This window comes from Corynebacterium jeddahense (assembly GCF_028609865.1).
In the GTDB taxonomy this organism is placed as follows: domain Bacteria; phylum Actinomycetota; class Actinomycetes; order Mycobacteriales; family Mycobacteriaceae; genus Corynebacterium; species Corynebacterium jeddahense.
On sequence record NZ_CP063194.1, the window covers coordinates 1,296,070 to 1,317,969 of the forward strand.

General features: G+C 69.1%; 23 protein-coding genes. 20 read left to right on the forward strand and 3 right to left on the reverse strand.

Annotated features, from left to right (window positions below):
- Positions 1 to 988 precede the first annotated feature (988 nt).
- The 17 genes from CJEDD_RS06325 to der all read left to right on the forward strand — a co-directional run bounded on the left by CJEDD_RS06325 (position 989) and on the right by der (position 16,878).
- Positions 989 to 1,663 carry a tetratricopeptide repeat protein gene (locus tag CJEDD_RS06325; RefSeq protein ID WP_042406957.1) on the forward strand — a complete coding sequence of 225 codons (675 nt, stop codon included), beginning with the start codon at positions 989 to 991 and terminating at the stop codon, positions 1,661 to 1,663.
- Between the two features lie 5 nt (positions 1,664 to 1,668).
- The gene (locus CJEDD_RS06330; RefSeq protein WP_042406960.1) at positions 1,669 to 2,655 is read left to right on the forward strand and encodes an HAD-IIA family hydrolase; all 987 of its coding nucleotides are present in this window, start codon (positions 1,669 to 1,671) and stop codon (positions 2,653 to 2,655) included.
- A gap of 5 nt (positions 2,656 to 2,660) precedes the next feature.
- On the forward strand, positions 2,661 to 2,828 hold the full coding sequence (locus CJEDD_RS06335; protein WP_198132987.1) for a hypothetical protein: 168 nt from the start codon (positions 2,661 to 2,663) through the stop codon (positions 2,826 to 2,828).
- Positions 2,829 to 2,875: 47 nt separating this feature from the next.
- Positions 2,876 to 3,700 (forward strand): TlyA family RNA methyltransferase, encoded by an 825-nt coding sequence (locus tag CJEDD_RS06340; protein WP_042406966.1) that lies wholly within the window; start codon positions 2,876 to 2,878, stop codon positions 3,698 to 3,700.
- A 3-nt stretch (positions 3,701 to 3,703) separates the two neighbouring features.
- Entirely contained in the window at positions 3,704 to 4,624 is a 921-nt protein-coding gene (locus tag CJEDD_RS06345) for an NAD kinase (RefSeq protein WP_042406968.1), read from the forward strand.
- A gap of 36 nt (positions 4,625 to 4,660) precedes the next feature.
- Positions 4,661 to 6,394: a DNA repair protein RecN gene (recN, locus tag CJEDD_RS06350; RefSeq protein WP_042406996.1), complete on the forward strand. Its 1,734-nt coding sequence runs from the start codon at positions 4,661 to 4,663 to the stop codon at positions 6,392 to 6,394.
- A gap of 50 nt (positions 6,395 to 6,444) precedes the next feature.
- Positions 6,445 to 7,665 (forward strand): putative cytokinetic ring protein SteA, encoded by a 1,221-nt coding sequence (gene steA / locus CJEDD_RS06355; RefSeq protein ID WP_232297703.1) that lies wholly within the window; start codon positions 6,445 to 6,447, stop codon positions 7,663 to 7,665.
- Positions 7,666 to 7,677: 12 nt separating this feature from the next.
- Complete coding sequence (locus CJEDD_RS06360; RefSeq protein ID WP_052333775.1) at positions 7,678 to 8,523, forward strand: copper transporter; 846 nt, start codon at positions 7,678 to 7,680, stop codon at positions 8,521 to 8,523.
- A gap of 40 nt (positions 8,524 to 8,563) precedes the next feature.
- The gene (locus tag CJEDD_RS06365; protein WP_042407004.1) at positions 8,564 to 9,211 is read left to right on the forward strand and encodes an NUDIX domain-containing protein; all 648 of its coding nucleotides are present in this window, start codon (positions 8,564 to 8,566) and stop codon (positions 9,209 to 9,211) included.
- Positions 9,212 to 9,219: 8 nt separating this feature from the next.
- Positions 9,220 to 10,134 carry a site-specific tyrosine recombinase XerD gene (gene xerD, locus CJEDD_RS06370; RefSeq protein ID WP_042406974.1) on the forward strand — a complete coding sequence of 305 codons (915 nt, stop codon included), beginning with the start codon at positions 9,220 to 9,222 and terminating at the stop codon, positions 10,132 to 10,134.
- Positions 10,135 to 10,183: 49 nt separating this feature from the next.
- Complete coding sequence (locus tag CJEDD_RS06375; RefSeq protein WP_198132988.1) at positions 10,184 to 11,236, forward strand: hypothetical protein; 1,053 nt, start codon at positions 10,184 to 10,186, stop codon at positions 11,234 to 11,236.
- Positions 11,237 to 11,306: 70 nt separating this feature from the next.
- Positions 11,307 to 12,176, forward strand: a complete 870-nt coding sequence (locus CJEDD_RS06380) for a ParA family protein (RefSeq protein ID WP_042406980.1) — start codon at positions 11,307 to 11,309, stop codon at positions 12,174 to 12,176.
- Positions 12,176 to 12,985: a segregation and condensation protein A gene (locus tag CJEDD_RS06385; protein WP_042406983.1), complete on the forward strand. Its 810-nt coding sequence runs from the start codon at positions 12,176 to 12,178 to the stop codon at positions 12,983 to 12,985. Before CJEDD_RS06380 ends, CJEDD_RS06385 begins: the two co-directional genes overlap by 1 nt.
- Before the next feature lie 23 nt (positions 12,986 to 13,008).
- A complete protein-coding gene (gene scpB / locus CJEDD_RS06390; RefSeq protein WP_042406986.1) occupies positions 13,009 to 13,590 on the forward strand; it encodes an SMC-Scp complex subunit ScpB in 582 nt (193 codons plus the stop codon).
- An 11-nt stretch (positions 13,591 to 13,601) separates the two neighbouring features.
- Entirely contained in the window at positions 13,602 to 14,522 is a 921-nt protein-coding gene (locus tag CJEDD_RS06395) for a pseudouridine synthase (RefSeq protein WP_042406988.1), read from the forward strand.
- Positions 14,522 to 15,226, forward strand: a complete 705-nt coding sequence (gene cmk / locus CJEDD_RS06400) for a (d)CMP kinase (protein WP_042406991.1) — start codon at positions 14,522 to 14,524, stop codon at positions 15,224 to 15,226. Before CJEDD_RS06395 ends, cmk begins: the two co-directional genes overlap by 1 nt.
- The gene (der, locus tag CJEDD_RS06405; RefSeq protein ID WP_042406993.1) at positions 15,223 to 16,878 is read left to right on the forward strand and encodes a ribosome biogenesis GTPase Der; all 1,656 of its coding nucleotides are present in this window, start codon (positions 15,223 to 15,225) and stop codon (positions 16,876 to 16,878) included. The genes cmk and der overlap by 4 nt, the downstream gene beginning before the upstream one ends.
- 173 nt (positions 16,879 to 17,051) lie before the next feature.
- On the opposite strand, the gene CJEDD_RS06410 is transcribed toward der, so the two are convergent.
- Positions 17,052 to 17,834 (reverse strand): class I SAM-dependent methyltransferase, encoded by a 783-nt coding sequence (locus CJEDD_RS06410; protein ID WP_042409437.1) that lies wholly within the window; start codon positions 17,832 to 17,834, stop codon positions 17,052 to 17,054.
- 20 nt (positions 17,835 to 17,854) lie between these two features.
- Here CJEDD_RS06410 and CJEDD_RS06415 point away from each other — a divergent pair, with 20 nt between their 5' ends.
- The 3 genes from CJEDD_RS06415 to CJEDD_RS06425 are packed head-to-tail and all read left to right on the forward strand — an operon-like array spanning position 17,855 to position 20,289.
- Positions 17,855 to 18,796: a CE1 family esterase gene (locus CJEDD_RS06415; RefSeq protein WP_157034523.1), complete on the forward strand. Its 942-nt coding sequence runs from the start codon at positions 17,855 to 17,857 to the stop codon at positions 18,794 to 18,796.
- A 22-nt stretch (positions 18,797 to 18,818) separates the two neighbouring features.
- Positions 18,819 to 19,352, forward strand: a complete 534-nt coding sequence (locus tag CJEDD_RS06420; protein WP_042409435.1) for a gamma carbonic anhydrase family protein — start codon at positions 18,819 to 18,821, stop codon at positions 19,350 to 19,352.
- Positions 19,353 to 19,407: 55 nt separating this feature from the next.
- Complete coding sequence (locus tag CJEDD_RS06425; protein ID WP_042409433.1) at positions 19,408 to 20,289, forward strand: 3-hydroxyacyl-CoA dehydrogenase; 882 nt, start codon at positions 19,408 to 19,410, stop codon at positions 20,287 to 20,289.
- On the opposite strand, the gene CJEDD_RS06430 is transcribed toward CJEDD_RS06425, so the two are convergent.
- Both CJEDD_RS06430 and CJEDD_RS06435 read right to left on the reverse strand, forming a co-directional pair.
- Positions 20,286 to 21,515: a type II toxin-antitoxin system HipA family toxin gene (locus tag CJEDD_RS06430; RefSeq protein ID WP_042409431.1), complete on the reverse strand. Its 1,230-nt coding sequence runs from the start codon at positions 21,513 to 21,515 to the stop codon at positions 20,286 to 20,288. The genes CJEDD_RS06425 and CJEDD_RS06430 overlap by 4 nt on opposite strands.
- 2 nt (positions 21,516 to 21,517) lie before the next feature.
- Positions 21,518 to 21,814, reverse strand: coding sequence for a helix-turn-helix domain-containing protein (locus CJEDD_RS06435; protein ID WP_052333856.1), 297 nt, complete (start codon positions 21,812 to 21,814; stop codon positions 21,518 to 21,520).
- Positions 21,815 to 21,900: the final 86 nt, after the last annotated feature.

A 21,900-nucleotide genomic window follows, 5' to 3' on the forward strand; every position in this document is an offset into this window, starting at 1 on the left:
AGCGAGGGGAGGGTTCTCCGGCCTCACTGCGGTCCGACGTCGCAGCTCCACATTGCGGACACTACAGGTACCTACACACTCCACAATGAAGACTCGTTGGCAGGTAGGCGAGGCGTGGGCTCATTGCGGGCACCCCGCGGACGTAAGAGCCCGCCCCCGTTGCGGACTCCGCCACTCCGCATTGCAGACAACGAAGGTACCTACACACTCCACAATGCAGTCTCGTAGGCAGGTAGGCGAGGCGTGGACTCATTGCGGACGCCCCGCGGACGTAAAAGCCCGCCCCCGTTGCGGACTGCGCTTCTCTGCATTGCAGACAATGGAGGTACCTACACACTCCGCAATGCAGGTTTGTTGTGGCTGCGCAGTCTCCATGCTGCTAGCCCTCAGGGAGTGCGTCGCCACATGAGCAACACAGCTCCTGGCAATACATCTGGCGAACTACGCTGAGGGCTAGCTATACGAACGCCACTAGCCCTCAGTGCAGAAACCACCACACCAGTCACACGCCACCAGGGCAAACGCGAAGGGGACAACGCTGAGGGCTAGCAAAGTGGCGGTATTGGCCGGGGTGGTCATGAAGAATCAGGGGTCTGGGCGCGTGAGTGCCGGAAGCCGGCCACGGTCCGGTCGCCCGGGGTGCTTGGGCTGAGTACCGAACGCGGGGGTGTGGAACGCTTTCCTATAATGGTCGAGATACGAATTGGAGGGTCCGATGGTAGATGCGGAAGACGGTCGTCAGGGAGACGACGCGTCCCGGGAAAACCGATCCCGTGGCGATGGAGCGAACCGGGACCATAAGCGCGGTGCCCGCGGCGACCACAAAGATGGCGGGCGTAGGGATGATCACCGCCGCGGCGATAGGAACGGCGGCGGCAGAAACGGTGGCAGAAGTGGCGGCAGGAACGCTGGTCGCAGTGGCGGCCGGGACGGCGGGCCGCGCCACGATCGCTCGAACCCGCGTCGCGAGGGCTACCGCGAAGATCGCATGTCCCTCAAGGACCGCGAGCCCGACTTGCCGCAGGGACTCGACGTCAACGACTTGGACCCCTCGGTGCTGCAGGACCTGAAGGTGCTGGCGAAGGAGAACGCTGACCGGGTGGCCAAGCACATGCTCATGGCAACCGACCTGCTGCACGACGACCCGGAGCTTGCGCTGCGGCACGCGCGGGCGGCAAAGAACCGCGCGGGTCGCGTCGGCGTCGTGCGGGAGACCAACGGCGTCGTTGCGTACCACGCCGGGGAGTGGAAGGAAGCGCTTTCCGAGCTGCGCGCCGCACGGCGCATCTCCGGCGGCCCGGGGCTGCTAGCTGTCATGGCTGACGCGGAGCGCGGACTCGGGCGTCCGGAGAAGGCCCTCGAGCTGGGGCGCAGCCCCGAGGCGCGGGAGCTTGACGAGGACGGCCAGATCGAGCTCGCCATCGTCATGGCTGGCGCTCGGCACGATTTAGGCCAGCACGACTCTGCGGTGGCGACGCTGCAGCGGCTCAACCCGTCGCTTGACTCGCAGGGGCTCTCGCAGGCGCGCCTGTCGTACGCGTACGCGGATGCGCTCCTTGCCGTGGGCAACGAGGCCGAAGCGGCGACGTGGTTCAAGCATGCCGCGGAAATCGATGTTGACGGGCTTACTGACGCGGCAGAGCGCGCTGCGGAGTTGGGGTAGGTCAGGTGGCGGAGCTCGTCGAGAAGCATGATGCCCTCTTGCTCGACCTGGACGGCACCGTGTGGTCCGGAGGCGAGGCGATCCCGCACGCGGTGGAGGCGATCGAGGCGTCCGGTCTGCGGGCGATGTACGTGACCAATAACGCGTCGCGGAGTGCCGCAGACGTCGCTGAGCGGCTGCGCGACATCGGGCTGGCAGCCAGCGAGGAGGACGTGCTCACGTCCGCGATGGCGGCGCTCGGCCTCGCGAAGGGCCGGCTGGAGGCGGGGGATCCGGTGCTCGTGGTGGGCGCCGATTCGTTCAAGCAGCTGGTGCGGGACGCGGGGTACGCCGTGGTTGAGAGCGCGGACGACCACCCGAAGGTGGTGCTGCACGGGCACAACCTGGAAACCGGCTGGCGCGAGCTGTCCGAGGCCGCGCTGGCGATCCAGCGCGGGGCGGTGTACCTCGCCTCGAACCTGGATACGACGCTGCCGATGGAGCGCGGCCTCATGGTGGGTAATGGGTCGATGGTGGCGGCGGTGACGTCGGCAACCGGGGTCACGCCCGAGGCAGCGGGTAAGCCGGGGCCGGCGATGTTCCATCAGGCCGCAGAGCTGGCCGGCGCGGGGAGCCCGCTCGCGGTCGGGGACCGGCTCGACACCGACATCGCCGGGGGCGTCGCGGCCGGGATGCCCACGCTGCACGTGCTCACCGGGGTGTCCGGTCCGCAGGCGCTCCTCGAGGCGCCCGAGAACCAGCGGCCGACCTACATCGGGGCGGATCTGCGATCGCTTGGCGCCGACCCGGGCGAGCTCCGGCCGCGCCCGCAGGGGGGCTTTACCGCCCGTGTGGACGGGGACGCGGTCGTGCTCGACGGCGGCGATGCAGGCGCAGGCCTGCTCGAAGCGGTCCGCACCGCGGTGTCCGCAGCGTGGGACTCCGGCGCGCGCGTCGAACGCGTGCGCGCAGCGTCGGAGGTCGCCGAAGCCGCCCTCGAGCACTGGTGGTGAGCGCGATGCCAGCTCCGAAGCCGCGCGACCCCCGCGCCCCGCGCGTCAGCGCCGAGGATCTCACCCGGGCTGTCGAGGCGATCCTCGCCGAACCAGCCGAGGACCTCGCCGCGGAAGCGGACCAACTCAGCCGCGCCCACGCCGTGCTCCACGACGCGCTGCAAGACCGCTAGACCAAGACCGCTAGACCAAGACCGCTAACCACCCGAAAGGAGGCACGATGGCACCGAAGCGCACACGGCTCGACGCCGAGCTCGTCCGGCGCAAGATCGCGCGGTCGCGGGACCAGGCGCAGACCTGGATCAAGGAGGGCCGCGTCGAGGTGGCGGGGTTCGTGGCGACGAAGCCCGCGACGGTGGTCGAACCCGAGGTCTCCATCAAGGTCAACACCGACGACGTCGACGACTGGGCGTCGCGCGGGGCCCACAAGCTCATTGGGGCGCTGGACGCGTTCGGGCCGGAGGGGCTTGTCGTCGCAAAGCGAAAAGCCCTCGACGCTGGCGCGTCGACGGGCGGGTTTACCGACGTGCTGCTCGCGCGCGGTGCGAGCGAGGTGGTCGCGGTGGATGTGGGGTACGGCCAGCTCGTGTGGCGGCTGCAGAACGACGAGCGCGTGCGTGTGCTCGACCGCACGAACATCCGCAACCTCACCCCGGACATGATGGGCGGGCCGGCGGAGCTCATGGTGGGCGATCTGTCGTTCATCTCGCTGAAGCTCGTGCTGCCGGCGCTCGCCGACTGCATGGTTGACGGGGCGGACATGCTGCCGATGGTGAAGCCGCAGTTCGAGGTAGGCAAGGACCGGCTCGGCAGTGGCGGGGTCGTGCGCTCGCCGGAACTACGCGCGGAAGTCACGCTCGACGTCGCCCGCTTCGCCCAGACGCTCGGGCTGAGTGTGAAGGGCGCGGTGGCGTCCCCGCTGCCGGGCCCGAGCGGCAACGTGGAATACTTCCTGTGGCTGGTGAAGGACGGCGGGGAGCGGATGCTTGACCGCGGTGCCCTCGCCGAAACAATTGCCCGGGCAGTGGAGGAAGGACCGCAGTAGCCGATGACCACCGAATCCGACCGCGAAATCCTCCTCGTGCCGCACCTGTTCCGCTCGTCGAACATCGCCGCGGCGGCGCGGGCGGCGCAGCTGCTCACGGACGCTGGCATCGCCGTGCGGCTGCTCGAGCAGGAGCAGATGGAGGAGATTGAGACGAGCCCCGTGCTGTGCGGGCTGCGCAGGGCGCACGCGGACGACGCCGCGGCGGCGGGCTGCGAGCTCGTCTTGGTGCTCGGCGGCGACGGCACGTTCCTGCGCGCGGCGGGCTACGCGCGGGCCCAGGACATCCCCGTGCTGGGGATCAACCTCGGGCACGTCGGCTTCCTCGCAGAGGGCGACGCGGCGAGTTTGGAGACGGTGATCAACCAGGTCATCGACAGGTCGTACCGCGTCGTGGAGCGCATGACCATCGATGTCACGGTGACCGGCGAGGACGGCGAGGCCATCGGGCAGAGCTGGGCGCTCAACGAGTGCAGCGTGGAAAACACGGAACGCTCCCGGGTGCTGGATGCGACCCTCGAGGTGGACTTCCGCCCCGTGTCATCGTTTGGGTGCGACGGGGTGCTTATCTCCACCCCGACGGGCTCCACGGCCTACGCGTTCTCGGCCGGGGGGCCGGTGATGTGGCCGCAGCTCGACGCAATCCTCGTGGTGCCCAACAACGCGCACGCGCTGTTTGCGAAGCCGCTCGTCGTCTCGCCGAATTCGACGGTAGCGGTGGAGTCGGAGCCGCAGACGAGCGCCGCCACCGCCGTGATGGATGGCGTGCGGCGCCTGCCGGTGCCGCCCGGTTCCCGCGTCGAGGTGGTGCGGGGCGCACGTCCGGTGCGGTGGGTACGCTTGGACGACAGGCCGTTTACGGATCGGCTCGTGGACAAGTTCCAGCTGCCAGTGTCCGGCTGGCGCGGGCCGCGCGGCGTCTAGCGCGGCGGCCGATGCAGACACCGACAGGGAGGCATGTTGCTCGCTGAAATCGCGATTTCGAACCTCGGTGTGATCAGCCACGCCTCGGCGGAGTTTTCCCCCGGACTCACGGTGCTCACGGGCGAGACCGGCGCGGGCAAGACGATGGTGGTCACTGGCCTGCGGCTGCTCACCGGCGGCCGCGCGGACGCCTCCCGGGTGCGCACGGGCACCGACGGCGCGGTCGTCGAGGGCGCGTTTCACACGGGCGAGCTGCCGGAGGCGGCGCGCGAGGCGGTGCGCCGCATCGCCGAGGAGGCCGGCGCCGAGGCGGACGAGAACGGGGAGTACCTGGTCACCCGTTCGGTGAAGGCGACGGGCCGGTCAAGCGCCCACCTCGGCGGCCGCAAGGTGCCGGCGGCCACGCTCGCGGAGCTGTCCGCGGAGCTGCTCACTATCCACGGGCAGAACGATCAGCTCCGGCTGCTCGCCCCGGACCAGCAGCTCGCGGCGCTCGACCGGTTCGACCCGGCGATCGCCGGCAAGCTCGAGGCCTACCGGGCCGCCTACACCGCGTGGCGGCTCGCGGCGAAGGATCTCAAGGAGCGCACGGAGAAGCGCCTCGAGCTCGCCCAGGAGCTCGACAGGCTCACGTTCGCGGTCGAGGAGATCGACGCCGTCGACCCGCAGCCCGGGGAGGACGCCGAGCTGGTGGCGGACATCAACCGGCTGCAGGACGTCGATGCGCTGCGCGAGGCGGCGGAGACCGCGCTCGCCGCGATCGACGGGGCAGACGCCGTGGGCGGCGGGGACGGTGGCGGCGAGGAGGAGCCGGCCTCCGACCTCGTGGGGCGCGCGCAGGCGGCGCTCGAGGGGGCGAGCGACGAGACGCTGCGCGAGCTCGGCGCGCGCCTCGGCGAGGTGGCGGGCCTGCTCGGCGATGTCTCGGCCGAACTCGGCAGCTACACCGCGAACCTCCCATCCGACCCGGGCGAGCTGGAGCGGATGCTCCAGCGGCAGCAGGAGATCAAGTCGCTCACGCGCAAGTACGCCCCCGACGTCGAGGGTGTCATCGCGTGGCGCGCGAAGGCCGGGGCGCGGCTGGAAAAGATTGACACGTCCGAGGCGGCCGTCGAGAAGCTCAAGGCGAAGGTCGCGGAGCTGGAGCAAGCGATGCGCGCGAAGGCGGCGGCGCTGACGAAGGCGCGCGCGAAGGCCGCGAAGCAGCTCGGCGCCGCGGTCACCGAGGAGCTGCACGGGCTGGCCATGCCGAAGGCGCAGCTGCGTGTCGACGTCCGCGAGGCGCCGTTCGGCCGCGACGGCGCGGACGAGGTGGAAATCCTCCTCGCGCAGAACGCATCGCTTGAGCCGAAACCGCTGGCCACCAGCGCGTCCGGCGGCGAGCTCTCGCGCGTCATGCTCGCCCTCGAGGTCATCTTGTCCGAGTCATCGAGCGGGGCGCCCCTCGTGTTCGACGAGGTGGACGCCGGTGTGGGCGGGCGCGCCGCCGTGGAGATCGGGCGGCGCCTCGCGCGGTTGGCGGGGCGCAACCAGGTGATCGTCGTCACGCACCTGCCCCAAGTCGCCGCGTACGCCGACACGCACCTGCACGTGTCCAAGGATGTCGGGGACGAGACCGTGACGTCCGGCGTCGCGGCGCTCGAGCCGGAGGCGCGCATCGAGGAGCTCGCGCGCATGATGGCGGGCATGGAGGACTCCGACACGGGGCGGGCCCACGCGGCGGAGCTGTTCGGGCGCGCCCGGCGCGAGGTGGCCGAATTGCGCGCCTAGCCCCGCGCGCCTCCCCGGTTCCGGCAGGTCAAGGATGCACAATGGTGTGCATGACTGTTGCACCCCCCGCCGGAGAACCAACGATGGACCCCGCCGCCGGCACCTTGCGCGGCACGCTGCGCGACTGCACGCCGCAGGGCAAGGGCTTGGGGCGCCTCGGCGAGGGCGACATCGCGTTCGTTGACGCGCCCGACATGTCGCGTAGGCTCGCGGAACAGCTCGTCGCCCGCCGCCCCGCCGCGGTGGTCAACCTCGCGCCGTACTCCACCGGCACCCTGCCCACGTTCGGGCCGCATTTGCTTCTCGACGCCGGCGTTCCGCTCTTCGAGGCGGCCGGCAGCGGCATGCGCGCGAAGATCCGCGACGGCAAGAAGGTCACCGTGACGCCGGCGGGGGAGATCACCGTGGGGCGCAAGGCCGCCGGCACCGCGCAGCCGGTGACCCGCACGGAGGTCGACGCGACGTTCTCGCAGGCCCAGCGCGGCCTCGTGGAGAACATGGAGGCGTACTTCGGCAACACCATCGAGTTCATCCACTCCGAGGCGCCGCTGCTCATCGACGGCGTCGGCGCCCCGGAGCTCGGCGACATCATGGCCGAGCGCAAGGTCGTCGTCGTCTCGCCCGCGCCCGATACGCGCGAGCGTCTCGACGGGCTGAAGAACTTCATGCAGGAATACACCCCCGTCGTCATCGGCGTCGGCCAGGCGGCGAACACGCTCGCGGACATGGGCTACGCCCCCGACCTCATCGTCGGCGACCCGACCGATGTGGCCGCCGAGAACCTGCGCTCCGAGGCGAAGGTGATTCTGCCCGCGGAGCCGGACGGCTACGCCCCCGGGCTGGAGCGGATCCAGGACCTCGGCGTCGGGGCGATGACGTTTCCGGCCGCGACGGAATCCCCGACGGACCTGGCCATCCTGCTCGCGACGTTCCACGACGCGGAAATGATTGTCACCGTCGGGCAGCCGGTGGAGCTCGACCGCATCTTCGCGGATTCCGCGAACGCGACCGGGACGCCGGCGACGGAACCGGCCGCGCTGCTGTCCCGGTTGAAGGCGGGGCGCAAGCTCGTGGACTCCACGGTGATCGAGCACCTGTACACCGTGGAGTCCGGCGCCGGCGTGGCCTGGGCCTGGGCGATCCTCGGCTTCCTCGTTGCGGCGGCCGCGGCGATCCTCATCGCTGGTCTCGGCGGCGACGGCAACTTCGCGGACAACCTCGTGGACACGTGGAACGCCATCGCAACCACCGTGCAGAGCTGGTTTAAATAGGAGGGCCCGGCAATGGCGAAGACGACTGGTAGGACCGGCCTGGTCACGGCGGGTTTCGGCTGGGGTGCGGCCCTCGGCATCGCCCTCGGCGCGCTCGTGCTCGCCCCGTCGATCCCGGGCACGGCGGACGTCGGGTTCGGCGACCACGCAAAGGGGGCGACCGCGGCCCAGGAGGCGGGGGACGACCCTGCGCTGCGCGACGCGCAGCAGCGCGCCGAGGCGGCGGAGGACCTGCTCGCCGAGGAGTCCGTCTCCATCGTGGCCGGGGCGCTCAAGGACGTGCCCGTGACCATCGTGCGCACCGCTGCGGCCGCGGACGAGGACGTCGAGGCGGTGCGCTGGCTGCTCAACGCGGCAGGGGCCTCCGATGCCGGCGAGCTCAAGCTCACCGAGCGCTTCACCGACCAGTCGGCCGCGGACGAGCTGTCCTCGATCGTGGCCAACACGCTGCCGGCCGGGGCGCAGCTCTCCGTGGAGAACCGGGCCCCCGGCGCGCACGCGGGCGAGTCACTGTCCGCGGTGCTGTTCGAGGACCCGGCGAAGGGCGAGTCGCGTGTCGACGCGGCCGAGCGCACGCTCGTCCTCGAATCGCTGCAACAGGCCGGTTACGTCGACTTCCGCGGGTCTGTCGTGCCCGCACGGAAGATCGTCGTGGTCGATGGGCGGCGCGACGGCTCGGGCGGCGGCGAGTTCGCCCAGAAGATGGTGGGCGACTTCGCGGAGGGCCTGGCGTCGGGCGGGACCACGGTGCTCGCGAACGCGGAGTACGACCCTGGCGAGGTGCGCGGGGTGAAGGTCGTCGGCGGCGTGGACACCGAGACCGGCCGGATCTCGGCGGTGCTCGCCGCGACGTCCTAACGCAGTTGCAGGGCGCTGCGGGGCGCTAGGGTTGGGCACCATGAGCCACGAATTCACCGTCACCGGATCCTCCCTGCTCGTCGACGCGCCGATCATCGCCGTGCGCAGAGACCGGCTCGTCATGCCCGGGGGCAACGAGGCGGACCGCGAAATCGTGGAGCACTTCGGCGCCGTTGCCGTCGTGGCGCTGGACGACCAGGGCCGCGTCGCGCTCGTGGAGCAGTATCGGCATTCCGTGGGCACGAGGCTGCTCGAACTGCCCGCCGGGCTGCTGGACATGCACGCGGAGGCCGAGCTCGCCTGCGCGAAGCGCGAGCTGCAGGAGGAGGCCGGGCTCGCGGCGCGCGAGTGGGGCGTGCTCGTGGACTTGGTCACGTCGCCGGGCTTCGCGGAGGAGGCCGTGCGCGTCTTCATCGCCCGCGACCTCGAGGAGGTGGAGCGGCCGGAGGCCGAGAACGAAGAGGCCGACATGACGCTGCGCTGGGTGGATCTCACCGACGCCGCGGACATGGTGCTCAGCGGGCGCATCGTCAACTCCATCGCGGTCGCCGGCATCCTCGCCGCCTGCCGCGTCGAGGCCGGCCAGGCGAGTCCGCGCGACGTCGCGGAACCGTTCGAGTTCCGGCCGACCTCGCTCGCCGAGCGCCGCGCCGCCGCCGGCATCGTGCCGGACATGAAGCGCATCTAGGCACGCCTATGGAGGCCGAAGACCTGGCGCAGCGCTGGCTCACCCACCTCGCGGTGGAGCGCGGGGTGTCGCCGCACACGCTGAGCAACTACACCCGCGACGTGCACCGGTACACGAACTGGCTCGCCGCGGCGGGCAAGACCGACCTGGCGCAGGTGGCGGCGACGGACCTCGAGGCGTACGTGGCGGACCTGCGCCGCGGGGTGGACGGCGCGCGCCCGCTCGCCGCGTCCTCGGCGGCCCGGGCGCTCACCGTCGCGCGCGGCCTGCACAAGTTCGGCGTCGAGGAAGGAGTCCTCGCCGCGGACGTCGCCGCCGAGGTCGCGCCGCCGTCCGCGGGGGAGAAGCTGCCGGACACGCTGAGCATCGCCGAGGTTGCATCGCTTCTCGACGCGTGCCCGACCGACACCGCCTCCGGCCTGCGCGACAAGGCGCTGCTGGAGACCCTGTACGCCACCGGCGCGCGCGTCTCCGAGGCGCTCGCGCTCAGTGTCGACGACGTGACCGCGGCCGTCGCCGCGGACGGCGTGCTCGCGGTGACGGGCAAGGGCAACAAGCAGCGGCTGGTTCCCCTGGGCAGCCACGCGCGCGAGGCGCTCGAGGCGTACCTCGTGCGCGCCCGGCCCGCGTTCGCCAACGGCAAGTCCCATGCCCTGTTCCTCAACGCCCGCGGCGGCGCGCTTTCGCGCCAGAGCGCGTGGAACGCGATCAAGCAGGCGGCGCAACGGGCCGGAATCGACAAGGAGATCTCGCCGCACACGCTGCGGCACTCGTTTGCCACGCACCTGCTCGAAGGCGGCGCGGACGTGCGCAGCGTCCAGGAGCTGCTCGGCCACGCGTCGGTGACCACCACCCAGATCTACACCCACATCACCGCCGACAACCTCCGCGAGGTGTGGCGCAGCGCGCACCCGCGTGCGTAAGCTTGTCGCTTTCTGTACAGGCTGACCCCGAACGAAAGGATTGCCTGCCTTGGCTTTCGCACGACGTAACCACACCGCCCGCCGAGCCCCTGGGCTCGCTGTTGCCGCCGCGGCGGCTGCGGTGGCGCTCGCCGCTGCCGGCGGGGCGCCCGCCGCGCAGGCGCAGCTGCCTGGAGGGCTCAACCCCGAGGCAGTCCAGTCGATGATCCCGTCGGAGATCTCCGTACCCGCCGGGGAGAGCACGACCGTCGACGTCGGTGTGCCCGTCGACGTCAACTACGCTGCGGACGGCTGGGTGGTCAGCTCCTCCGGGACGTCGGTGACCGTCACGGCGCCCGACCGCCCGGGCGCGTCCGCGGCCGTGCCGGCGTCCGCGGGTGGGTTCTCCACGACCGTGAACTTGGTCGCCGTCGGCGCGGAAGGTACAAAGGGCGCGGGCGGTGCGGGCGCCAAGGGCGGCGCGCAGGACGCCGGTACGCAAGAAAAGAGCGCGCCAGACACAGGCACGCAGGGCAGCGAGGCCGGCTCGGGCGCCGGCTCGGGCGCAGGGACGGGCGCAGGCTCGGGTGCTGTGGCGGTGGAGCACCCGGAGCGGCGGCAGGCGGAGCACGTCGATACGACTTCGGCGAAGCGGCTGTACTTCGACGGCGAGATCCGCGGCAACGAGATCGTGGTCAAGGTGCCGTGGTCCAAGGCCAAGGACCTCATGCAGTACGCGAACTACGACAAGGAGCACGCGACGCTGCGCTACCTCGACGTCAACGGCAACGTCATCGAGGGGGTCAAGCGCGACATCGATATTGCCGGGCGCACGCTCACGCTCACGTACCCGGAGGGAGAGACGCCCGACAACCCGTTCATCATGGAGGTCGTGCGCGACGGCAACGCCGAGTTCATTGCCACCATTACGGCGACGAACGCGCCCGTCGAGCAGGCTGCGGCGGACTCGGACTACGCGCCGCGTCAAGGGGAGAGGGTTGACGCCGGAGGGTCGTCGTCACGCAATATCGTCCCCTTGATGGTGGCGGGCGTGGCGCTCCTCGCTGCGCTTGCGCTCCTCATCGCGCTGCTGCGACGCCGCCGGCGCGGTCAGGTGGCGTGACGGGGTAATCACACCGTTGTAAGATGGCCGCAGTCAAGGTGTAAGACGTGATCTAAGGGAAGGGTCGGCCATGGCGGACGAGGCGTTGTTTGACGCGGCGGATCAGAAGACGTTTCTGACCGGGCGGCCGTGGCGCGAGTTCGCGCAGCCGAAGGAGCTGGACAAGCACGGGCCCGCCACCGTCATCTCGATGGTGAACCAGAAGGGCGGGGTGGGCAAGACCACCTCGACGATCAACCTCGGCGCCTGCCTGGCTGAGCAGGGGCGCAAGGTGCTGCTCGTGGACCTCGACCCGCAGGGCGCGCTTTCCGCCGGCCTCGGCGTGGCGGCGAGCGAGGACCAGGTCACCGTCTACGATCTACTCTTCGACACCACCGCGAGCATCCACGCCGCGATCAACCCCACGAACGTGAGCGGGCTCGACCTCGTGCCCGCGAACATCGACCTCTCGGCGGCGGAGATCCAGCTGGTCAACGAGGTGGGCCGCGAGCATACTTTGGCCCGCGCGCTGCGACCGGTGCGCGGCGAGTACGACTTCATCATCCTCGACTGCGGCCCGTCGCTCGGCCTGCTCACGGTCAACGCGCTGGCGTGCTCGCACGGCGTGATCATCCCGATGGAGTGCGAATACTTCTCCCTGCGCGGCCTCGCGTTGCTCACGAACACGGTGGAGAAGGTGCGCGACCGCATCAACTTCGACCTCGACATCGTGGGCATCCTGGTCACCATGTTCGACCGCCGCACCACGCACGCCCGCGAGGTGATGGAGCGGGTGGTGGAGGTCTTCGGCGACCGTGTCTTCGACACCGTGATCACCCGCACCGTCCGGTTCCCGGAAACCTCGGTCGCCGGCGAGCCGATCATCACCTGGGCCCCGAACTCCCAGGGCGCCAAGCAGTACCGCGACCTCGCGCTTGAGGTGTTGGAGCGCACCAGCTAGTGGCGGACCGCTACGAGCAGCCCGAGATCACCGGGTTCACCCTCGCGCTGGCCAACTTCGAGGGCCCGTTCGACCTCTTGCTCAGTCTCATCCAGTCGAGGAAGCTCGACGTCACCGAGGTCGCGCTCGCCGAGGTGACGGACGAGTTCATCGCCTACACCCGCGCGCTCGGCGAGACGCAGGCCCTCGACGAGGTGACGGAGTTCCTCGTGGTCGCCGCGACGCTGCTCGACCTTAAGACGGCGCGCCTGCTGCCCGGCAACGACGGCAGCGAGATCGAGGACCTCGAGCTGCTCGAGGCCCGCGACCTCCTCTTCGCTCGCCTCCTGCAGTACCGCGCCTACCAGCAGGTGGCGGACCAGTTCGCGCACTGGCAGCAGCACGCGTTGCGCCGCTACCCGCGCGCCGTGGCCATGGAGCCGCGCTTCGCCGACCTGCTCCCACCGGTGGAGCTCGGCCACACGCCGGCGAGCTTCGCGGAGCTCGCCGCCAGCGTGTTCCGCCCGAAGCCCCCCGAGGACGTGCGCACCGACCACCTCCACGCCGTCGCGGTGTCTGTGCCGGAGCAGGCGGGCAAGATCCTGGACACGCTTAAGCTCGCCGGCACCGGGGCGTGGCTCACGTTCGCCGCACTCACCCGCGACTGCACGCGGTCGATGGAGGTCGTCGGCCGGTTCCTCGCGCTACTCGAGCTCTACAAGGCGCGCGCGGTGGAGGCGGAACAGCCCGAGGCGCTCGGGCGTCTCGACGTCGCCTGGACGGGCCTCAACGTGGACCCGGCCGTCGTCGCCGCGGCGAACTGGGAGTAGGCACCGCGATAGACTGCCTCGTCATGGAGAACATGCCGATGGTGTCCCAGCTGCGCTCGCGCATCGAGTCGGTGCTGCTCGTCGTCGACGCACCGGTGGAGGTGGAGGCGCTGGCGGGGGCCCTTGGGGCGTCGATACGCGAGGTGTCCGATGTGCTGCGCGCGTGGAGCGCGGAGCTCGACGCGCGCGGCAGCGGCATGGATCTGCGCGAGACCGCTGAGGGGTGGCGGCTGTACACCCGCACCGAGAACGCGGACGCCGTGGAGGCGTTCCTCCTCGACGGCACCCAGAAGAAGCTCTCGCGCGCCGCGATGGAGACGCTCGCGGTGGTGGCGTACCGGCAGCCGGTGACGCGCGCCCAGGTCGCGGGCGTGCGCGGGGTGAACGTCGACGGGGTGATGCGCACGCTCGCGCTGCGCGGGCTCATCGCGGAGGTGGACCCGGAAGGCTCCGAGGGGGCCGAGGGCGACGAGGCGGCGCACGGCGCGCACCGCTACGTCACCACCGAGTTGTTCCTCGAGCTGCTCGGCATCGACTCGCTCGACCGGCTGCCCGAGCTCGCGCCGCTGCTTCCGGACATCGATTCCATCGAGGACGCCTGGTAGGCTGTGGCCCCATGACACCTCCCGCTCGCCGAGACGGCACACCGGACAGGCACGAGAAGGACGATCCGTTCTACATCTCGTACGCCAAGCCGGCCAAGAAACAGCACGTTAACCTGCAAAAGCGCAAGGCCGACGCCGCCAAGCAGCACGACGAGCACCCGCTGGAAGACAACTGGTGGGACGACGCGCCCGCGGGCAACGAGGGCGTGCGCCTGCAGAAGGTGCTCGCCCAGGCAGGCGTCGCCTCCCGGCGCCACGCGGAGGCGATGATCGACCAGGGCCGCGTGGAGGTCAACGGCGAGATTGTCACCCGCCAAGGCATGCGCGTGAACCCGAACGTGGACGTCATCCGCGTCGACGGCGCGCGCATCAACGTCAACGAGGAGCACGAGTACTTCGCGTTCAACAAGCCGCGCGGCGTGCACTCGACGATGAAGGACGAGCTCGACCGCACCTCCGTCGGCTCCTACCTCTCCGAGCGCACCGCCGCGGGCCAGCGCCTCTTCCACGTCGGCCGCCTCGACGCCGACACGGAGGGCCTGCTCCTGCTCACCAACGACGGGGAGCTGGCCAACCGCCTCATGCACCCGAAGTACGAGGTGTCCAAGACCTACCTGGCCACCGTGCTCGGCGAGGCGAACAACGCGCTGGTCAAGCAGCTCAAGGAGGGCATCGAGCTTGACGACGGCCCCGCCAAGGTCGACTACGCCCAGATCGTGGACGTGCACAACGGCCAGTCCATCGTCCGCGTCGAGCTGCACGAGGGCCGCAAGCACATCGTGCGCCGCCTGCTCAAGGAGGCGGGCTACCCGGTGCAGCGGCTCGTGCGCACGAAGTTCCACACCGTCCAGCTCGGTGACATGAAGCCGGGTTCGATGCGCGCGCTCAACTCCTCTGAACTCGCCTCGCTGTACAAGGCGGTGGAGATGTGATGGCTGACGCAACGCTTTCCAACCTGCCCGACGGCGGGCTCATCCTCACTGTCGACGGGCCTTCGGGGACCGGCAAGTCCACCATGTGCCGCGCGCTGGCCAAGCGCCTCGACGCGAAGTATGTGGACACCGGCGCGATGTACCGCGTGGCCACACTCGCCGTGCTGCGCGCCGGCATCGACCCAGCCGATACGGCCGCGGTGATCGAAGCGACGGCGGACCTGCCGCTGGAGGTCTCGGACGACCCGGATTCGACCCAGGTTCTGCTGGCGGGCGAGGACGTCAAGGGCGAGATCCGCGGCCCGGAGGTCACCCGCCACGTCTCCGCGGTTTCCGCGATCCCGGAGGTTCGCGTGAACCTCGTCGAACTGCAGCGCAAGCTGGCGCGCGAGGCGGGCAGGGCGATCGTGGAGGGCCGCGACATTGGCACCGTCGTGCTGCCCAACGCGCCGGCGAAGGTGTTCATGACGGCGAGCCCGGAGGTCCGCGCGAAGCGCCGCTACGACCAGGACGTCGCCGCTGGCCGCGAGGCCGATTTCGACGTGGTGCTCGCCGACGTGAAGCGCCGGGACGAGGCGGACTCCTCCCGCGCCACCAGCCCGCTGAAGCCGGCGGAGGACGCGGAGCTCGTCGATACGTCCGCGATGACCCCGGACGAAGTACTCGCCGCGCTGACCGCTGTGGTGGAGAGGAGTGCGCGATGAGCACGCAGGACAATCGCGAGGACCGCGAGCCGGAGACCCAGTTCATCCAGCCGGGCATCGACGCCTCGGGCTACGAGGAAATGGAGGCCTACGAGGTCGGCGCCGACAGCGCGGAGTACTACGAGGACGCCGACTTCGACGCAGACGACTTCGACGCAGACGAGTTCGACGCAGACGAGTTCGACGCAGACGAGTTCGACGATTCCGAGTTCGGCGAGGCCGACTACGGCGACGAATTCGATGACGAGGCCGAGGACGCCGACGACTATACGGACGAGGACTGGGCCGCGCTCGAGGCCGAGTACGGCATTATCCAGCCCGCCATGGTCACCGAGGCGCTGCCGACGGTCTCCGTCGTCGGCCGCCCGAACGTGGGCAAATCCACGCTGGTCAACCGCTTCATCGGCCGCCGCGAGGCCGTCGTGGAGGACCACCCCGGCGTGACGCGCGACCGCGTCAGCTACATCACCGACTGGGGCGGACGCCGCTTCTGGGTGCAAGACACCGGCGGCTGGGACCCGGACGCGAAGGGCATCCACGCCGCCATCGCGCGCCAGTCCGAGGCCGCGATGGCCACCTCCGACGTCATCGTCATGGTCGTGGACGCGAAGACCGGCATCACGGAAACCGACGCCGTCATGGCGCGCAACCTGCAGCGCTCCGAGGTGCCGGTGATCCTCGTGGCCAACAAGTTCGAGTCGGACAGCCAGTGGGGCGACGTCGCGGAGTTCTACTCCCTCGGCCTGGGCGACCCGTGGCCGGTCTCGGCGCTGCACGGCCGCGGCGGCGCTGACGTGCTCGACGAGATCCTCCGGCTCTTCCCGGAGGTGCCCCGCGCAAAGGACTCCATCACGGGCGGCCCGCGCCGCGTCGCGCTCGTGGGCCGGCCGAACGTGGGCAAGTCGAGCCTGCTGAACAAGCTGACGAAGTCGAATCGTTCCGTGGTGGACAACGTCGCCGGCACGACGGTCGACCCGGTCGACGAGCTCGTCCAGCTCGACGAGGACCTCTGGACCTTCATCGACACCGCCGGCCTGCGCAAGAAGGTGAAGAACGCGCAGGGCCACGAGTACTACGCGTCGCTGCGCACCCGCGGCACGATCGAGGCGGCCGAGGTGTGCGTCGTGCTTATCGACGCCTCCCAGGAGATCTCCGAGCAAGACCAGCGCGTCATCTCCATGGTGCTCGAGGCCGGCAAGGCGATGGTCATCTGCTTCAACAAGTGGGACCTCATGGACGAGGATCGCCGCTACGACTTCGACCGCGAGTTCGACGAGACGATGGGGCAGCTCAAGTGGGTGACCAAGCTGAATATCTCCGCCGACACCGGCCGCGGCCTGCACCGCCTCGAGCCGGCGATGAAGGAGGCGCTGGAGAACTGGGACAAGCGCGTCTCCACCGGCCAGCTCAACAACTGGCTGCGCGAGGCCATCGCGGCGAACCCGCCGCCGATGAAGAACAACCGCCTGCCGAAGCTCCTCTTCGCCACGATGGCGTCGACGCGCCCGCCGACAATCGTGCTGTTTACCACCGGCTTCCTCGACGCGGGCTACCGCCGCTACCTCGAGCGCAAGTTCCGCGAGCAGTTCGGCTACCACGGCACTCCGGTGCGCATCGCGGTGCGCGTGCGCGAGCGCCGCGGGCGCAAGTGACCGGCAGGTAGCCATGCGCACGCGCGAGATCGCCGTCGGCGGCCAGCCACGCTGCGCCGAGTCGAGGGGATGGGGCACGAGTGGCCGACGGGTTCGGGTGCGGCCCGGCGCGGCGTCGACGCTACGGCGGAGATCCTCGAGTTCTTCGGCCTCGATTCGCGCCGGTAACTGGGCTAGCGCCGGTAGACGAACGCGTCCGTGCGGTACGGCAGGGGGATCACCTGCCCGCGCTCGAAGCCGAGACGCTCGTAGAGGTACCAGGTGAGGTTCGCCTCCATCTTTGCGCGGGTCGCCTCGCCCGCCTTGAGCCAGTAGGAGCGCGTGGCCATGAGCTCGAAGCAGTCCTCGACGGCGATCATCTGCACCCATTCCTCGCGCAGCTCGGTCTCGAGGCGCCACGGGGCGGCGACGGTGGGGTAGAACCCCTCGCGCTGCACGTCGCCGGAGTGCATGATGCGGCTCAGCCGCAGCACCCACGGGTGGCGCACGGCAAGCGTGTTCCAGCACAGCAGGAGCGCGCCGCCGTCGCGCACAACCCGGTCGGCCTCGCGGCTGGCCGCCTCCGCGTCGACCCAGTGCCAGGTCTGCGCGCAGGCCAGCGCGTCGACCGCGCCGCCACGCAGCCCGGTCGCCTCGGCGGTGGCCCGCCACACGGGGACGTCGGGAAGCTGCGCGCGCAGGACGCGGACCATGTCGGCGCTGGGGTCGAAGGCGTAGGTGGCGCGAGCGACGTCGTGAAGCAACTGCGTGAGCTTGCCGGTGCCTGCGCCGGCGTCGCACACCTCGCCGCACCCGGCGAGCAGCTCCGCGACGGCCGCGGGGTAGGTGGGGCGGGCGACGTCGTAGCGGTGCGCGTCGCGGACGAACGCGGCGGCCGCCTGCGTGCGGTGGGCCCGGTCGCGGAAGGCCGGGCCGGACTTCCTGCTGGGGCCCGGTTGTGTTCCGCCGACGTGCATGATCAGTTAATCTACCTTGCGTGTGTACACGAGAGCATCTGCGGAGGGCGCTCGCCGCGGCAGCGGTGGCGGGATGCTTCGTCGCAGCCGGGTGCTCCGCGGACGGGCGCCGGCTCCCGGTCGCGATGACGTCGTCGGCGCCGACGTTGGAGGACTCCGTGCGCGAGCTCGAGCCGTGGGACGCGGCGTCGTCCGAGCACCGCACCATTGTGTCTGCGGGGATGAAGCGCGACTTTGTCCTCTCGCTGCCGCAGGGCGCGAAGCAGCGCGAGCGCCTGCCGCTCATCCTCGCCTTCCACGGCTACCGCGAGGACGCCGACAAGCTGCGCGCCAACTCCGGGCTGGACGGCGCGGACGCCGTGGTCGCCTACCTCAACGGCGTGGGCAACGCGTGGGCGCCGGCCCCGTACGCGACGACGACGGGGGAGCAGGACCTCGCGTTCGTGGACGGGGTGGTCGCGCAGCTGGAGGGGGAGTTCTCCATCGACCGGGCGCGCGTGTTTGCCGCCGGGTTCTCCAACGGGGGCGGGTTCGCCTCCTTCGTCGGGTGCCAGCGGCCGCAGGAGTTCACCGGCATCGCCACCGTCGCCGGCGCGTTCTACCAGCGCGTTTCGGAGGGGTGCTCCCAGATCCCGATGAAGCACATCGACTTCCACGGCACCGCCGACCCTGTCATCGCCTACAACGGCGGCGAGCGCCACGAGACGGTCTACGACTCCACCGCGGAGATGCTCGAGGAGGCCGCGGTGCGCAACCATTGCGACGCGCGCGGCGAGGACGTCGAGGTCTCCGCGACGGTGACGGAGGTGGACTGGGTCGGCTGCGACGCGGCGCTGAGCCACTACCGCATCGCCGGCGGTGGGCACATCTGGCCGGGCGGCGCGTCCGACAACTCCGGCCTCGTGCCGGCCGGCTTCGCCACCGACGCCCTGCTGAAGTTCTTCGGCGTCGACCGCGCTTAGCCACGCGGGCACAATGGGCCCCATGATCTACAGCTTCGAAGGCAAGGCCCCCACCATCCACCCCTCGGCGTTCATCGCAGAAGACGCGACCATCATCGGCGACGTCACCATCGGCGAGGACGCCAACATCTGGCCCGGCGTGGTCATCCGCGGCGACGTCGGCGCGATCCGCCTCGGCGCCCGCGTCAACGTCCAGGACGGCTCCGTGCTCCACGTGGACACGAACGGGGAGACACTGCTTGACGACGACGTCACCGTCGGCCACCTCGCCATGGTCCACGGCTGCCACGTCGGGCCCGGCTGCCTCATCGGCATGAGCGCGACGGTGCTGTCGAGGTCCCGCGTGGGCAAGGGCAGCATCGTGGCGGGCGGGGCAGTGGTGCTCGAAGGACAGCAGCTGCCGGAGTTCTCTCTGGCGGCCGGCGTGCCCGCTAAAGTGAAGCGCACGCTCGATCCGGACACCTACGAGGCGAGGTTGCGCCACGCGGCGTACTACGTGGAACTGGGCCGGCGGGCGGCCACCGGTTTGGCGCCGGTGGAGCGGTTTAAGGAGTAGAAGTTCACATTGAAAGAATCATCAAAGTCACGCAAAGAGGAGTAATGTGACTGTTATGACATTGAATAACGTAACAGTACTTGGTGCAGGTGTCCTGGGCGCGCAGATCGCTTTTTGCTCTGCGTTCGCGGGCAAGAAGGTTGTGTCCTACGACATCAACGAGGAGGCCCTCGCGGCCGGCAAGAAGCGTTTCGACGCCATCGGTGAACAGATGAAGGCGGAGCTCGAATCCGCCAACGACGAAACCGTCGCGGCAGCGCACGCCAACCTGACGCAGACCTCGGACCTGAAGGAGGCGGTGGCGAACGCGGACCTGGTCATCGAGGCGATCCCGGAGAACCTCGAGCTAAAGCGCAAGGTATGGGCTGAGGTGGGGCAGTACGCCCCGGAAACCGCGGTGTTCGCCACCAACACCTCCACGCTCATGCCAAGCAAGTTCGCAGACGCGACGGGCGCTCCGGAGCGTTTCTTGGCGCTGCACTTTGCCAACCACATCTGGATCCAGAACACCGCCGAGGTGATGCCGCACGAGGGCACCGACCCGAAGTATGTGGACCAGCTCGTCGAGTTTGCAGAGCAGATTAACATGGTGCCGGTCCCGCTTAAGCGCGAGCAGCCCGGCTACGTGCTGAACACCCTGCTGGTGCCGCTCCTGAGTGCTGGTATGTATCTGCTGCACCACGACGTCGCCGAACCGGTTGACATCGACCGTGACTGGCGCAACTCCACCGGCTCGCCGCGCGGCCCGTTCGAGATCATGGACCTCGTCGGTGTGCGCACCCTGGCCGCCGTGATCCAGTCCGACGAGAACGCCGCTGATTGGAAGAAGCAATTTGTTAAGGAGACCCTTGAGCCGATGATCGCCGCCGGCAAGACTGGCCTGGAGGCGGGGCAGGGCTTCTACACCTACGACGTGAACGGAAATATTGTTTCCTAGGTGCGGTGCTCGCGGATAAGCTGTTGAGCTCGCTGCAGATGCCCTCCGTCAAAACCAGGCGCAACCAGTTTGTCCTCGGCGACGGCGATGTGGTTTCTGCGTGCGAGCTCTTTCCATTGCTTCACTGCGTCAACTGCGCGGCTGAGTCGCTCGATGGCTTGAGCGTCATTGAGGCCAAACCAGCCCGCGGCACCAATGAGTGTTTCTACCGAATCGTCGCCGATAACGTCCACCGAAGTGGCAAAATTGGTTTTGGTTGTGGCGGGCGTGATATCGAATACGGGGGAGAGCCGCCACGCGCCATCTACGCGAATGAATCCGTGGTTTCGCAGGTGGTTATCGGTGTTGCCCACCAGCAGGTTGATCGCTGTCCTGCTAAAAAGCTCAGCCGCGGAATCGCCATTGATGCTCAGCAGCCGAAGCTCCTCAGCGATCTCAACCATGGACGCACGGTCGCCGTCCGTACGATTGAGCAGAGTCATTGCGGACATGTAGGGGATACGGGCTTCGCTTCCATCCTCACCGTAGGCTCGGTCGAACCTTTCCAGAAGCAATACGGACCGCCCGTTTATCTCCAAAAGTCTCGACCTCGGTGTGGTGATGCCCGCAAGTTCTGCGATATCCAAACAGACCTTTTCCCAGGCAACTGCGTCAATAGTGTCCGCGGATGACGAGAACTTCGCCATCATCAGCTTGCCTTCGTCATCGATGACTGTCGCTTTCGGACGGGCGCCCCCCAGAGAGGATCCTGCAACGGCGATGCGTCTCAAGGCATCCACTGCATCATCGCCCTCCTCAACGGCGCGCGAGGCACGCTCAATGTCAGCGAGGTTCACAATTTTGGGTACCCGGCTGCTCGGCGATTGGGTCACCCCGTTCACTTCGAAACGCAACGCTCCTAAGCGAAGGCGATCATTCACACCGAGGAGGTAGTCGACCTCGGACGGCTGATCACCCCGCCGCGCATACTGTTTTTGAATGAGCAATCGCCCCCAGCGATCCGGGGCAGAATCAGAAAGAGCGGTGGGCAGATGCCCGCGATCAGAGACAAGAGGTTGCTTTCCGCTGTGAAGGGGAAGCGCAGGGCTGATCTCGTACGCGTCCGGATGTTGTATCCACTCTTTTTCGTACTCGAGCGTCCCTCCGTGTTGATGCGGAAAATAGGTTGCGACAGAGAGCTTGCGGTCTCCGATCTCCGTCCAGATGTGTATAGACGTGGGTGCCATCGCTAAATCATCTGCTCAATCAAAGCCCGACCGCGATCGTGTTCCATCGGATCAACCGCAGCTTTTACGCGGTCGAGCAGCTGGAACGCGCGGCACACCCTGAGGAAATTTTCCATCGTCGCGCCGTGACCTTGCTCTAAGCGACGCAACGTGGACACGCTCACGTCGGCGCGGTAGGCAGCCTGCTCGATTGTGAGACGGTTGAGGCGACGCCAGCGCTGCAGATCTTCGCCGATCTCGATAAGTCCGCCTTCAACCGCGCGGGGAGTTCTACGGATACTCACTTTTGACGTGTTCATAGCAGTATTGTGTCATATTTGAGTAGCTGCTGGATGGTGCGATAGAGACGGACTCAGGGTTGGGGCAGCTTGCGTAACGTGGTGGG